The sequence below is a fragment of the Pantoea leporis genome (genome assembly GCF_028048155.1).
GTDB lineage: Bacteria > Pseudomonadota > Gammaproteobacteria > Enterobacterales > Enterobacteriaceae > Pantoea > Pantoea leporis.
Window position 1 is genome coordinate 719,894 of sequence record NZ_JALMEU010000002.1, and the last position, 14,258, is coordinate 734,151.

The 14,258-nt window shown below is 54.7% G+C and carries 13 protein-coding genes; 8 read left to right on the forward strand and 5 right to left on the reverse strand.

Features of this window, described 5'->3' with window-relative positions; genetic code table 11:
• Positions 1-66: 66 nt before the first annotated feature.
• The gene (locus tag MWH02_RS10565; RefSeq protein ID WP_271460576.1) at positions 67-921 is read left to right on the forward strand and encodes a helix-turn-helix transcriptional regulator; all 855 of its coding nucleotides are present in this window, start codon (positions 67-69) and stop codon (positions 919-921) included.
• A gap of 4 nt (positions 922-925) precedes the next feature.
• Here the strand turns inward: MWH02_RS10565 and MWH02_RS10570 are convergent, their stop codons facing one another.
• Entirely contained in the window at positions 926-1,918 is a 993-nt protein-coding gene (locus MWH02_RS10570) for a glycosyltransferase family 32 protein (RefSeq protein WP_271460577.1), read from the reverse strand.
• A 337-nt stretch (positions 1,919-2,255) separates the two neighbouring features.
• Between MWH02_RS10570 and MWH02_RS10575 the strand changes: the two genes are divergently transcribed.
• Entirely contained in the window at positions 2,256-2,963 is a 708-nt protein-coding gene (locus MWH02_RS10575; protein ID WP_222212720.1) for a phage antirepressor KilAC domain-containing protein, read from the forward strand.
• A gap of 102 nt (positions 2,964-3,065) precedes the next feature.
• Here the strand turns inward: MWH02_RS10575 and MWH02_RS10580 are convergent, their stop codons facing one another.
• Positions 3,066-3,557: a GNAT family N-acetyltransferase gene (locus tag MWH02_RS10580; RefSeq protein WP_271460578.1), complete on the reverse strand. Its 492-nt coding sequence runs from the start codon at positions 3,555-3,557 to the stop codon at positions 3,066-3,068.
• 441 nt (positions 3,558-3,998) lie between these two features.
• Here MWH02_RS10580 and MWH02_RS10585 point away from each other — a divergent pair, with 441 nt between their 5' ends.
• Complete coding sequence (locus tag MWH02_RS10585) at positions 3,999-5,426, forward strand: alpha,alpha-trehalose-phosphate synthase (UDP-forming) (RefSeq protein WP_225608264.1); 1,428 nt, start codon at positions 3,999-4,001, stop codon at positions 5,424-5,426.
• 43 nt (positions 5,427-5,469) lie between these two features.
• Here MWH02_RS10585 and MWH02_RS10590 read toward each other — a convergent pair whose 3' ends face one another.
• Together MWH02_RS10590 and MWH02_RS10595 are read right to left on the reverse strand one after the other, a co-directional pair.
• Positions 5,470-6,651: an NAD(P)/FAD-dependent oxidoreductase gene (locus MWH02_RS10590; protein WP_271460579.1), complete on the reverse strand. Its 1,182-nt coding sequence runs from the start codon at positions 6,649-6,651 to the stop codon at positions 5,470-5,472.
• A gap of 118 nt (positions 6,652-6,769) precedes the next feature.
• On the reverse strand, positions 6,770-7,711 hold the full coding sequence (locus MWH02_RS10595; protein WP_271460580.1) for a 2-hydroxyacid dehydrogenase: 942 nt from the start codon (positions 7,709-7,711) through the stop codon (positions 6,770-6,772).
• A gap of 231 nt (positions 7,712-7,942) precedes the next feature.
• On the opposite strand from MWH02_RS10595, the gene MWH02_RS10600 reads away from it, so the two are divergent.
• Genes MWH02_RS10600 through crtB form a run of 5 tightly spaced genes read left to right on the forward strand, consistent with a single transcriptional unit; the run spans position 7,943 to position 13,710 of the window.
• Positions 7,943-8,848: a polyprenyl synthetase family protein gene (locus MWH02_RS10600; RefSeq protein ID WP_101761112.1), complete on the forward strand. Its 906-nt coding sequence runs from the start codon at positions 7,943-7,945 to the stop codon at positions 8,846-8,848.
• A gap of 14 nt (positions 8,849-8,862) precedes the next feature.
• Positions 8,863-10,140, forward strand: coding sequence for a glycosyltransferase (locus MWH02_RS10605; RefSeq protein ID WP_271460581.1), 1,278 nt, complete (start codon positions 8,863-8,865; stop codon positions 10,138-10,140).
• Positions 10,140-11,306, forward strand: a complete 1,167-nt coding sequence (gene crtY / locus MWH02_RS10610; protein ID WP_217547666.1) for a lycopene beta-cyclase CrtY — start codon at positions 10,140-10,142, stop codon at positions 11,304-11,306. Before MWH02_RS10605 ends, crtY begins: the two co-directional genes overlap by 1 nt.
• Positions 11,303-12,784, forward strand: a complete 1,482-nt coding sequence (locus tag MWH02_RS10615) for a phytoene desaturase (RefSeq protein WP_137387192.1) — start codon at positions 11,303-11,305, stop codon at positions 12,782-12,784. The genes crtY and MWH02_RS10615 overlap by 4 nt, the downstream gene beginning before the upstream one ends.
• Positions 12,781-13,710, forward strand: coding sequence for a 15-cis-phytoene synthase CrtB (gene crtB / locus MWH02_RS10620; RefSeq protein ID WP_271460582.1), 930 nt, complete (start codon positions 12,781-12,783; stop codon positions 13,708-13,710). The genes MWH02_RS10615 and crtB overlap by 4 nt, the downstream gene beginning before the upstream one ends.
• Here the strand turns inward: crtB and MWH02_RS10625 are convergent.
• A complete protein-coding gene (locus tag MWH02_RS10625) occupies positions 13,649-14,182 on the reverse strand; it encodes a sterol desaturase family protein (RefSeq protein ID WP_271460583.1) in 534 nt (177 codons plus the stop codon). The genes crtB and MWH02_RS10625 overlap by 62 nt on opposite strands.
• Positions 14,183-14,258: the final 76 nt, after the last annotated feature.

The following is a 14,258-nucleotide window of genomic DNA, read 5'->3' on the forward strand; positions in this document are numbered from 1 at the left end:
TTAAACGGGTACCAGTTCTTGATTATCATGGTATAAACACTACCCGTCTTGTCGAAGGATCTGCTTATGAACCTGGCATCCGCGCCTGTTACCACCGAACAAAACAACCGTAAATTACTCGGCACCTTTCTGCGCACGCGCCGGGAAAATCTCGATCCCAATCGACTCGGTTTACCCCGCATGCGCCATCGTCGCACGCCGGGTTTACGCCGTGAAGAAGTCGCGCAGTTAGCGGATGTTGGCGTGACCTGGTATACGTGGCTGGAACAGGGACGCGATATCAAAGCCTCGCCGAAAACCCTGACGGCGATCGCTAGCGCGTTGCAGTGCAACGATGTGGAAACGCAGCACCTGTTTTCGCTCGCCGGGCACGCATTGCCCTCGGTGCGCGTGGTAGCCGCCTGCTGCAAAATTGCCGCGCACAATCAGCAGATGCTCGATGCGATCCAGTTACCGGCGATTATTGAGACGCCGCGCTTTGATATTATCGGTTACAACGCCGCGTGGTGTGCCTTGATGGGCGTGGATTTAGCCGAAATCGCGCCAGAAGATCGCAACTGCATCTGGCTGGCCTTCAATCACCCAACCTGGCGCAAAGCACTGAATGACTGGGATGAAGTGATGCCGCAGATGGTGGCGATGTTTCGCGGGCAGATGGGCGAGCACCTTGGCGATCCACACTGGGAAAGCTTTCTTGCCCGCTTGCTGAACAGTTCAGATGAGTTTGCGCACACCTGGCAGCGCTATGAATTGGGCCAGGTGGAGAATCGTTTAAAACGATTTTACCGCGACGAAGTGGGTGAAATGACGCTGCGGCAAAATAACTGGTGGTCGGCGTCACGCAACGGCGATCGCCTGCTGGTGTATGTACCGGACGATGAAATCAGCGCCGCGGCACTCCAGCAGTTGATCAATCCGTGATGCGTTATGCCTTGCTCGTCAGTGCCGGAACCGGTGTTTGCGGGCGGGCGCCCTTCTGGCTGTTTAACAGAATCTGACCCAACAAGCTGTCTTTGTTCACCACGCCATATTTCAGGTTGGTGTCGAGATATTTACGATCAAATCCCGTCAGTTTGGTCAGCGGCGGCAAGACGGCCGGCAGACGATCGACCATCAGCATGCGGCTCAGCTTCACCGGACGCCACTCCACCAGGCTTTGATACAGCAACGCGCTGGCTTCGCATTTACGCAGATAGAAGTTGTACTGATTGTTCTCACGCAGCGCCTGCTGCTGCGCGAGATACACCACCAAATAATCCGGTGGCGTGATGCCCTGCACAATGGTTTCGTAATTGGGCAGCGCGAGCAAACGACGGAAAAACTCGTCGGCGCCCACTTCAACAATCGGGCGGAAAAAATGCAGCCAGCGCGCAATAAAGGCGTTATTTCTCGGCGCGGCCAGGAACCAGGATTCAATCACCGGATAGTCTTTATCCAGCGTCGAACTGTCGCGATAAAAGGCGATCAGGTCATAACCATCGTCAACGTTCACCGCCAACAATTCGTCCATCGTGCGGTTGAGAATGATGGTGGCATCCATCCAGATTCCGCCATAACGATGCAGCAGTTCCAGCCGGATTACGTCACTTTTATGTGAAGGGCGCATATCCTGATGCACGAAGTGCAGATCGGGCAGATAGTGCTGAATATTCAGGTTATTGATGACGGTTACGAGATAGCCGGGATTTTCGCGCACGATTTTATCAACAAAAATCTGCACTTCTTCCGGTAGCGTTTCACTTTCCCAGTACATCCAAATCTGACGCGGAATGGCAGCGGGCGCGGTCTGGCGTGCAACTAAATTGATATCCTGCTCTGCGGCAGGATTGTAATCGGGCAGCGTTCTGCGTTTGGTCAGCTTTTTTTCCGCCAGTAAACCTAGTGAAACCAAATGGGTTTTAATTTTATTCTTTTTCATCGTTTCTCCAGCAGCACAGCCGCCAGTTAACTACTTATTGCTGTTAAAAAAGGCACACATCAGCCCTGCACCTAATGCTGCAGAAAGCCGACAAAAGCCCGGAAAATTGGCTCAAAATTATCAAACAGCACTCAGCGCGACAATTTAATAAACCGCTAAAACCTCACTTTAAGAGAATACGTAGAGCGCAGGGTTTGCGGAATCTGGCTTTGTGAAACGTTACGCAAAGCCGAACATCTTAGGTGAACGGTTAAAAATAATACTGGATATATAAACAGTATTGCGTATACTTATTCAACAGCCACGAGGCTGAGTAAGTCTTCAAGAGGTGATAATGATGATGATCTCAACGGAAAGTCTGTCTGCTTTGAATGCATCAATGATGATGAGCAGCCGCGAAATTGCCCATGTCACGGGCATTACGCACGGCGAAGTGAAGCGCCTGGTGAAAAGCCTGGAAACTGCACAGCGTCTTTCCCAGCCTTTGACGGTGAATCTCTATGAGCATCAGGGTGAAGTGCGTCAGGAGTTTCATCTTAACAAGCGCGATTCATTACTTGCCGTTGCCCGGCTTTCGCCTGGCTTCACTGCGGAATTACTCGATCTCTGGCAGCAGCGTGAACAGTTTACTCATCTGCCTGATTTCACCAATCCGGCGGAAGCGGCCCGCGCCTGGGCGGAGCAATTTGAGCAGCGCCGTGCGGCTGAGCAGCAACTTGCGTTGTCGGCCCCTAAGGCTGAATTTTTTGATCGCTTTGTCGAGATCGAAGATTCGCTCGGCTTTCGTCAGCTGTGCAAGATGTTGAAGGTAAAGGAAACTGAGTTTCGTGAGTTTTTGTTAGAACGCAACATCATGTATCGCGAAAAAGGCATGCTGGCACCGCAGCAGCACCATATACAGGCGGGATATTTCACCCTGCGCTCCGGACGTGGCGAGAATCAGCATGCTTTCTCCCAAGCGCGTTTCACCGCCAAAGGCGTGAAATGGGTGGCCAGTTTATGGGCGGGACATCTGTCGGCTCAGCCGAAAGGTGTGGCTGCATAAAGTGTGCGCATGTGTCCTAGCGGCGTAATTTATTGCGCGATAAATCGCGCCGCCAGGGAATGTGCGATCATTGAATGCTTAGCGTTATATTTACCTGTTGAATTACAGTTTCATCAGCATCTCATGCCACGCCATGCCACCGTGGTCTGACTCAGACGGCTTGATGTATTGATAGCCCCATTTTTTATACAGCTCAAGGTGCTGGGTTTTGCACATCAGATGAATGGTTCGCTTATCCATTCTCTTCATCAGCTCGATAAACTGGCGCATCAGCAGCGATGCATAACCTTTGCCCTGATAAGCGGGATCAAGCACCACCGACATAATCACGGCGTTGGGTGCTGCCGGATCGTGGCCGATTAACTCTTTGAACGCTTCATCCGACATCACCACCTCCCACGCACAACCGGCGTTGATAAAACCAATCACCTTGCCATCGGTTTCCATACATAAAAATCCCTGTGGATACTGCGCAATGCGGGTAGCAATTTTTTCACGCGTGGCGGCTTCATCACCTTCGTAAGCCTCAATTTCAATCGCGTAACAGCGATCCACATCTGCCAGCCTGGCTTCTCTAAATACTAACGTTGACACGATTAAACCTCTTAGATTCCTCTATGAACGGCGGTCATTCTAACAGGCCGAATGTGTCTTTGCGCATAAGTACTCCCCTCAAACCATTAAAGTCGCCATCTAAAGTGATCAAAAAAATTAACGCCAACATTTATCCTGGTTGTAAATAAAATCTATTAAATTTTTATAACTCTCAGCGTCTTTTTTACGACATTTTTACGGGTTGGTCGGTTAGATTAATTTCATCGACAGCCCTGAAGGATTCGGAGAGGTAGCGCGAGATGAAAAGTATCGAACTCACTAATAGCGGTTCATCCGCATAACGTCAGCGGTCAACACGCACCGGTCCATTAACGCCTGTGAGCGTAAATCATGAGCGGCATGCTGCAATTTATACTGCGCCAACCTTTTTTAAATTCTCTGCCAATGATTCATGGGCAGATTAAGCAACGGGTCAAAACTATGTCAGGCTTGATTTTGGTATCACACAATCAAAATAATCACTCAACGCTTTCTAACATTTATGAAAGCATATTGACGCGTCGCGGTGGCATGTGGGTGAAATGGAGTGGCGAGTTTGAATCATTTACCACTGAACCTCATCGTGAGCTGAATTTTACTAGCGGCAAAGCATTCGACACGCTGACATTTCGCTTAACCAAAGCAGAATATGAAGAAGGTTATCATCAATATATTCATCAGGGATTGTGGCCGGTATTTCATCAGCGCCCCGACATGGCGCGTTTTTCCACCAGCAGCCAAATCGGTTATATGAAACTGAATGAAACCTATACGCGCGCCATCAGTGAATATGCCATGCCCGATGATGATATTTGGTTGCAGGATTATCACCTGATTCCCAGCATTAAAATGCTGCGCGATGCCGGCCTGATAAATCGTATCGGCTTCTTTTTCCATCAGCCTTTCCCAGCAGGACAATCTTTTGAATCGGTGCCGAACTGGCGCTATCTGGCCGATGCATTATTGTGCGCCGACTTAATTGGCTTTCAGACCACCCAAGACATGAACAATTTCACCGCCTGGATTGAATCCCGCTTCCGTTGCGAGCGTCTAACGCCTTACACGCTGCGTATCCACGGCCGTCAGATTCGCGTAGGCGTATTCCCGGTAGGCATTGATACCGTGGAAACCAGCGCGCTAGCTGAAAGCAACAGCTGCCAGTATATGGAGCAGCAATGTCGCGCAACCTTACCGGAGAATCTGATCCTCAGCGGTGGCCATTTTGACGACAGCACCGGCACGCCCTACCGCATCAGCGCCATAGAAGTTTTACTGCGTCAACACGAGGAGTATCACCACAAGTTTTCCATGGTGCAACTGGCTTCAGCGGCGTCAGGTTATAGCCATCGCATTAAAGAGTTATCGCGCGATTTGGAAACCCGCTGTGGCGAAATGAACGGCGTGCATGGCGAGCTGAACTGGTATCCGGTGCGTTATTTGAGCAACCATTATTCACATGAAGAACTGTGCGGATTTTACCGTGCAGCGCGTGTGGCGTTGGTCACACCGCTGATAGCCGGGATGAGTTTGATGGCGAAAACCTATGTGGCGGTGCAGGATCATGCTAATCCCGGCGTGCTGATTCTGTCGCAGTTTGCCGGCGCCGCCGAACAGATGCAGGGCGCACTGTTGGTCAATCCTTACGATCCCGATGCCATCGCCGATGCCATTCATACCGCGCTTATCATGCCGCTTTCGGTGCGTCGCGAACGTCACGCCAGCCTGCTAAAAAACCTGCATCTGCATGATTGCCACAAATGGGCCGATAGCTTCATTAACGCGCTGCAGCCGCGAGAACAGGAATGCGATTTAACCCTGAAATCGGGGGCGATAATTTCGAATGGTTTCAGTGGCCGACTGCGTTATTAATCAAAAAGGAATGAGGCCGCCTGCGGGCGGCAATCATCCCCCGTTATTGCGCCGCCGGGAAATTACGCTTGATGGGCGCAAACGCTTCCACGCTTTTGCCCAGCAGACGCTGCGGACGGAAATCGCTCAGCAGCTCACTTGCCACATCGCCGATCAGCTCTTCAGCCACCAGCTTGCCAATCAATGGCGAAAGGGTGATACCGCTGTGTGTCACCGCCACATACACGCGCTGATGCGCGGTGACATAACCCAGCGCCGGTAAACCATCGGCAGGTCTTGCACGTTGCCCCACCACAATTTGTTCAATCTGCAACTCGCCCGCATCCGCAAACAGCGCGTGGTAACGCGCGCGGAACTGCGCGGCGATATCGCTGGTGATTGAGGGTGGCGCAGCAGAATCGGCCAGATGATCCAACTCTAAAGCTTGCAGCAGCAAACGTCCGCCGCCGTCCGGGCGTACGTTAAGTTGCGGAGAGATGAGATTGGCATTGAGCGATAACGGCTGCGGCGCGGTACGCACCAGGAAACTACAAGCCACCGCGTTCGGTTTGCTGGTATCCAGCAACGCCAGATTAAGTCCCAGTGAATTTAGCAGCTGATTGGCCCAGCGTCCGGTGGCTAACACAATACGATCGCCCTGCCACTGCTCACCATTTTCCAGCTGCAGCGTAACCCGATCGGCACTTTCACTGATGCTATTGATGCGCTGATGCTGGTACAGCACCGCACCGCGCGCTTTGGCTTCTGACCATAAGCGCGCCAGATAGAGCGCCGGATGCAGCACCGATTCTGTCGGGAAATGCCACACGCTGCCGCTGATGGCCTGCGCCCGCAGCTCCGGAATATCGCGCAGCACATCTGCTGGCGACACTTCACGTGCCGCATAACCCGCCGATTGCAACGACGTGGCACGCTGCAGCAAACGTTGCTGCGCATCGCCCTCGGCGGCCCACTCCCATGTACCGCCAGTTTCCAGCCAGCGCAATCCGTTCGGCTGCGCTTGCTGCAGTTTGAGGTGCTCTTCCATCGAGAGCGCATTAAGCAGGTGATAACTGCGCGGCTGTTTGCCATTGGAGTTTACCCAGGCAAACGTCGTGCTGCTGGTGCCCGCGCCAATGTGCTGTTGTTCGAAAACGGTGACTTTAACGCCCTGCAACGCTAAGGCGCGCGCCACCGCTAATCCGATAACGCCGCCGCCAATAATTGCAATTTTCTGTGCTGTCATAATGGGCTCCTGAATTAAGTGCCGATATCATAACAGCCTGGCTGAACGAAAATTGCTATCGCTAAATAGGGATTATTACGCAGGATATAAGAATTTCGTCTTAATCCGGATGCTTAAATTATACCGATGTCAGAATCTTCCCATCGGCAAAATAGGCCCGTAAATTCTCCAGCACATTATTGGTCATTTGCGCACGCGTTTCGTGAGTTGCGCTGGCAATATGCGGCGTTAATAGCACATTATTTAGTTTACGCAGCGCGGGATTAATTTTTGGCTCATCCGGATAAACATCCAGCGCCGCCCCTTTAATGATTCCCTGCTGCAGTGCAGCGATCAGATCGGGTTCATTGATTACTGTGCCACGCGCAATATTGATCACTACGCCCTCTTTGCCGAGCGCCGCCAGCACCTTCGCGTTGACCAGTTGCACATTCTCTTTGCTGCCCGGCAGTGCCAGCACCAGAAAATCGCTAAAGGTGGCGAGTTGTTCGATCGTATCGCAGCGCTTATAGCTGACGTCTTTCGCCGAACGCGCGGTATACGCCACTTCCATACCAAAGGCTTCGGCACGGCGCGCGATGGCTAAGCCAATCGCGCCTAACCCGGCAATGCCAATTCTTTTTCCGCTGGCGCGGCTGGAGAGTTCGACGCCGTTATTTTCCCATGCCCCGGATTTCGCAAACTGATGGTAAGCCACCAAATTACGCGAGAACGCCAGCGTCATTGTCATTGCCAAATCGGCAACATCGTCAGTCAGAATGTCGCGGGTAATGCTGACCTGAATATCGTTTTCGGCAGTGTATTTCAGGTCAATACGATCGGTGCCGACACCGAATACAGCAATGACTTTACACTCCGGCAGTTGCTCCAGCAATGACGTTTCCACCCCGACATCGCCGCGCGTAACGATGGCATTGATCGCTTTGCCATGCTGCTGGATAAATAGCATTGCGTCATGCTGCTCATATAAACGATGGCAATGGAAATGTTGCGTGAGCTTTTCATCTAACTGCGGCATTAGCGGCTGAATAATCAGCACGGCAGGTTTGGTATTCGTCATTTTATTTCCGTAAGCGGTATTTATTGACCACCAGCCTAACGGAGTTATTTATGTTACGGCGTTGCTGTTACTTTTTTCGCTGATAAGATCACGCATAGTATTATTACGATGTTTACCTGGTGCGTATGAAGGCGCACGCTACAAAGTCAAGGCCCTCGCTGGCAAACTTACCTTACGCAGTCTACGGTTAATCAAAAAGCATAATAATTTCATCAACCATGGATAGCCATTATGACCACCCATGTCGATAGCACAGCGCATCAGACAAGCGAACTGCTTCAGCTGCAGCAAATTTTACAGGCGCATCTCGAACATTTACTGCCTGCAGGACAGCAAAGCGATCGCGTGCGTGCCGCGATGCGTGCCGGTACGCTGGCGCAGGGCAAGCGCATCCGTCCTTTATTACTGATGCTGGCAGCGCGCGATATGGGTTGCGAGCTGACGCAAAATGGCATTCTCGATCTCGCCTGTGCCGTGGAAATGGTGCACGCGGCATCGCTGATTTTGGATGACATCCCGTCAATGGATAACGCGCAAATGCGCCGTGGTCGTCCCACCGTGCATCGCGAGTTTGGTGAAAACGTGGCGATTCTCGCCGCCGTCGCGCTGCTGAGCCGCGCATTTGAAGTGATTGCCATCGCACCCGATTTGCCTGCGGTGCACAAATCTGAAGCGATTGCCGAACTCTCCGCCGCCGTCGGCCTGCAGGGATTAGTGCAAGGGCAGTTTCAGGATCTGCACGACGGCACGCAGAGCCGCAGTCCGGAAGCGATCGCCTTGACCAATGAACTGAAAACCAGCGTGCTGTTTCGCGCCACGCTGCAAATGGCGGCGATTGCCGCTGACGCTTCACCGCAGGTGCGGCAACGTCTTAGCTTCTTTGCTCAGGATCTGGGCCAGGCGTTTCAGCTGCTCGACGACCTCGCCGACGGCTGCAAACACACCGGCAAAGATGTGCATCAGGATCAGGGTAAATCCACGCTGGTACAGATGCTCGGGGCTGACGGCGCAGAACGTCGTCTGCGCGATCATCTGCGCAGTGCCGATGCACACCTTGCCTGCGCCTGCCATCGCGGCATCGCCACTCGCCAATACATGCACGCGCTGTTTAATCAACAGCTAGCGATGTTCAACTGAGCGCGGCTAAGCCGTTGGGCCACTTTGCGGTGATCGCGCCGCCGCTTTATAGCCACTTTCACGCGTTGCAGGCGTTAGCACAAACGCTGCTGGCGCGTGGCCATCGCATCACCTTCATCCAGCAAGCCGACGCCCGCACTTTACTCAGCGACGAACGCATTAATTTCGTTGCAGTAGGCCAGCAAACGCATCCGGCCGGTTCGCTGGCGCCCGTGCTGCATCGGCTGGCTTCGCCGGGCGGCCTGTCGCTGTTTCGCGTAATCAACGATCTCGCCTCCTGCACCGATATGCTGTGCCGAGAACTACCAGCGGTACTGAAATCGTTGAACATTGATGGTGTGATCGCTGATGAAATGGAAGCAGCAGGCGGATTAGTCGCTGAAGCGCTGCATCTGCCGTTTGTTTCGGTGGCCTGCGCCCTACCGGTCAACCGTGAAGCCGGCATTCCGCTGGCGGTGATGCCCTTCCGTTATGCTCAGGATGAAAAAGCGCTGAAACGTTTTCAGGCCAGCAGCGATATCTATGATCGCATCATGCGTCGCCACGGCGACGTCATCCTCAAACACGCGCGGGCGTTCAATTTGACGGAGCGGCGCGGATTGCATCAGTGCCTTTCGCCGCTGGCACAAATCAGCCAGATGGTGCCCGCCTTTGATTTTCCGCGTCAGCAACTGCCGGCCTGCTATCACGCCGTCGGACAACTGCGCGCGCCGGTTGCGGCAGCGCCGCTCAATGCGCCCTGGCCGGCGCTGCGCCAGCCGGTGGTTTACGCCTCGCTGGGTACGCTGCAAGGCCATCGCTTCCGCCTGTTTTTGCATCTGGCACAGGCGTGCCGCCGCCAGCAACTTTCTCTGGTGATCGCTCATTGTGGGGGATTGAACGCCGATCAGGTGCACAAGTTGCAACTGGCTGGTGCAGCGTGGGTGACGGATTTTGTCGATCAACGTGCCGCCCTGCAACACGCGCAGCTTTTTATTACTCATGCCGGATTAAACAGCGCGCTGGAAGCGCTGGAATGCGGTACGCCGATGCTGGCGCTGCCCATTGCCTTTGATCAACCCGGCGTGGCAGCGCGCATTGAGTGGCATGGCATTGGACGGCGCGCATCGCGCTTTAACCGCATTCATCAACTGGAGCAGCATCTGCGACAATTACTTACCGACGATCGCTACGCGTTACGGATGTCAGCGATACAGGCACAGTTGCAGCGCGCAGGCGGTTGCCAGCGTGCGGCCGACATCGTCGAACAAGCGCTGTGCCAGCAACAAGTTGTGCTGGCGGAGGCCACCTGATGCGTGCGCACTACGATGTGATTCTGGTCGGTGCCGGACTGGCAAACGGTTTGATTGCGCTACGTCTGCGCCAACTGAAGCCGCAGCTCAAATGCCTGTTGCTGGAGAGCGACGCACATCCGGCAGGCAATCATACCTGGTCATTTCATCAGAGCGATCTTAGCGCCGATCAGCTGCGCTGGCTGCAGCCGCTGATCACGGCGCGTTGGCCTGGCTATCAGGTGCGTTTTCCCGCGTTGCGCCGCAACCTGGACGGGGATTATTGTTCCATCGCGTCAGGCGATTTTGCCCGGCATCTACTCGCGGCGATGGGTGACGATCTGTGGACAGATGCTGCCGTTAAACAGGTAAAACCCACACAGGTGACGCTGGCGGATGGGCGTGAACTTGATGCGCAGGTGGTGATTGATGGCCGCGGCCTGCAGCCAACGCCGCATCTGCAACTGGGTTATCAGGTGTTTCTTGGACAAGAGTGGCAGCTGGCGCAGCCGCACGGCCTGCAGCAGCCGATTCTGATGGATGCCACCGTCGATCAACAAGCGGGCTATCGTTTTGTTTACACGCTGCCGCTCAGCGCCGATCGGTTACTGATTGAAGATACGCATTACGTTAATCAACCTACGCTGGCGGAGAACTCCGCTCGTCAGCACATCGCTGACTACGCCAAACAGCAAGGTTGGCGGCCTGGCACACTGCTGCGTGAAGAGCACGGCATATTACCGATTACCCTGAGCGGCAATATTGATCGATTCTGGCAACAGCAGCGCGGCCAGCCATGCAGCGGCCTGCGCGCCGGACTGTTTCATGCGACAACCGGTTATTCTTTGCCGTCCGCCGTGGCGCTGGCGGAGTTGGTAGCCACGCTGTTGCCCACCGATGCCCGCACGCTCAGTCAACACATCGAACGCTTTGCCCGTCAGCAGTGGCGCGAGCAGCGATTTTTCCGCCTGCTGAACCGCATGCTGTTTTTGGCCGGTAAGCCGCAGCAGCGCTGGCGTGTAATGCAACGTTTTTACCGGCTCAATGCCGGGTTAATCAGCCGTTTTTACGCCGGACAACTTCGTCTGCATGATAAAGCGCGGATTCTGTGCGGCAAGCCGCCGGTGCCCATCGGTGAAGCGCTGCACGCGCTGTTGAATTCTGTCGAACCAGGGAAGAAAAAATGAAACGCACTTATGTGATTGGCGCAGGCTTTGGCGGCCTGGCGCTGGCGATTCGCCTGCAAGCGGCGGGCATACCAACCACCTTACTCGAGCAGCGCGACAAACCGGGCGGACGCGCCTATGTGTTTGAAGATAGCGGCTTTACCTTTGATGCCGGACCTACGGTGATCACCGATCCCAGCGCCATCGAAGAGTTGTTCACGCTGGCGGGAAAATCGCTAAGCGATTACGTCGAGCTGATGCCGGTCACGCCCTTCTATCGCCTGTGTTGGGAAGATGGCAAACAGCTCGACTATGACAACAATCAGCCGTTGCTGGAGCAGCAGATCGCTACCTTCAATCCACAGGATGTCGCCGGTTATCGTCAGTTCCTCGCCTATTCGCGCGAGGTATTCAAAGAGGGTTATCTGAAACTCGGCACGGTGCCGTTTCTGCAGGTGCGTGACATGCTGCGTGTTGCACCGCAGCTGGGACGTTTGCAGGCGTGGCGCAGCGTCTACAGCATGGTGGCGAAATTTATTCAGGACGATCACCTGCGGCAGGCGTTTTCCTTCCACTCATTGCTGGTGGGCGGTAATCCTTTTGCAACGTCATCAATCTATACCTTAATTCATGCGCTGGAACGTGAATGGGGCGTGTGGTTTCCGCGCGGCGGCACCGGCGCGCTGGTGAAGGGCATGGCGCGACTGTTTGAGGATCTGGGTGGCGAGCTGTTACTGAATGCCGAAGTGAGCCAGCTGGAAACCAATGAAAATCGTATTAGCGGCGTCCAGTTAAAGGATGGACGACGCTTTGATGCCGCAGCCGTAGCCTCCAATGCCGACGTGGTGCATACCTACGACAAGCTGCTACGCCATCATCCGAAAGCTAAGAAACGTGCGACATCGCTGAAGCGTAAGCGCATGAGCAACTCGCTGTTTGTGCTCTATTTTGGCCTCAATCAGCCGCATGAACAGCTCGCGCATCACACCGTCTGTTTTGGTCCGCGCTATCGCGAATTGATTGATGAGATTTTTAATAGCAGCCAACTGGCAGAGGATTTTTCACTCTACCTGCACGCGCCCTGCAGCAGCGATCCGTCGCTGGCACCACCCGGCTGCGGCAGCTTTTATGTGTTAGCGCCGGTGCCGCATCTCGGCACCGCTGACATCGACTGGCAACAGGAAGGACCGCGCTTGCGCGATCGAATTTTTGCTTATCTGGAGCAGCACTACATGCCGGGATTACGTCAGCAATTAGTGACACACAGAATGTTTACGCCGTTTGATTTTCGCGACACGCTGCATGCCCATCACGGCTCGGCGTTTTCGCTGGAGCCAATTTTGACGCAAAGCGCCTGGTTCCGACCGCATAACCGCGATGCCGATATCAGCAATCTCTATCTGGTGGGTGCGGGTACGCATCCAGGCGCGGGCGTGCCCGGCGTAATTGGTTCCGCCAAGGCCACCGCTCAGCTGATGCTGGAGGATCGCGCTGAATGAATCGACAGCCTTTACTCGAGCAAGTGACACAAACCATGGCGGTGGGCTCTAAGAGTTTCGCCACCGCCGCCAAGCTGTTTGATGCACCGACACGCCGCAGCACGCTGATGCTGTATGCATGGTGTCGTCATTGCGACGATGTGATTGATGGGCAAACGCTGGGCGAAGGCGGCACGCAGCATGCCGTCGAAGATGCACAGGCACGCATGCAGCATCTGCAGATTGAAACCCGCCGCGCCTACAGCGGCGCGCACATGGATGAACCGGCGTTTAGGGCGTTTCAGGAAGTGGCGCTTATTCATCAACTGCCGCAACAGCTGGCGTTTGATCATCTGGAAGGCTTCGCCATGGATGCGCGCGATGAACACTATACGAGTTTCGACGACACGCTGCGTTACTGCTATCACGTCGCGGGCGTAGTCGGTTTGATGATGGCGCGCGTAATGGGCGTGCGCGACGAAGCGGTGCTCGATCACGCCTGCGATTTAGGGCTGGCGTTCCAGCTTACTAACATTGCGCGCGATATCGTCGAAGATGCCGAAAATGGTCGCTGCTATCTGCCGCAAGCCTGGCTCGATCAGGCGGGATTACGCGCCGATACGCTGACAGCACCGCAACATCGTGCGGCGCTGGCCACGCTGGCTGCGCGTTTAGTGTCGGAAGCGGAACCCTATTATCACTCGGCGCGGTTCGGCTTGCCGGGTTTGCCGCTGCGCTCGGCGTGGGCCATCGCGACGGCACGCGGTGTTTATCGCGAAATCGGGGTGAAAGTTCAGCACGCCGGTGTTCACGCCTGGGATTCACGACAGCGCACCAGCCGCGGCGAAAAACTGGCGCTGCTGGTGAAAGGGGCCGGCCTGGCGATCACTTCGCGTGTGGCTCGTCCGACGCCACGTCCGGCTGGTCTGTGGCAGCGTCCTCGTTGATTTTTCTCCCGTGGCGCTGACGCAGCGTGGCTTGCAGCTTATTGAGCGGTGGCGCGTAGAGGAAACCAAACGACACGCAGCCTTCACGCCCGCGCACTGCATGATGCATGCGGTGCGCCATGTATAAGCGCTTGAGATAGCCTTTGCGCGGGATATAGCGAAACGGCCAGCGTTGATGCACCAGGCCATCGTGCACCATGAAGTAAAGCGCGCCGTAGGTCGTCATCCCGGCACCAATCCACTGCAGCGGCCACATGCCTTGCACGCCGACATAGATCAGCACGATCGCCAGCACCGCAAACACCACCGCATACAGATCGTTAAGTTCAAACTTGCCGCTGTGCGGTTCGTGATGCGACAAATGCCAGCCCCAACCCCAACCGTGCATGATGTATTTATGCGACAGCGCCGCGACGATTTCCATCACCACCACGGTTGCCAGCAAGATAAGCACGTTCCATAACCAGATCATTGTTCGTCCATTTGTGGAAAAGGGAAATACTAAAGGTGGACGCGGATGAGCGATGGCGCAAGGTTTACCATGTTTA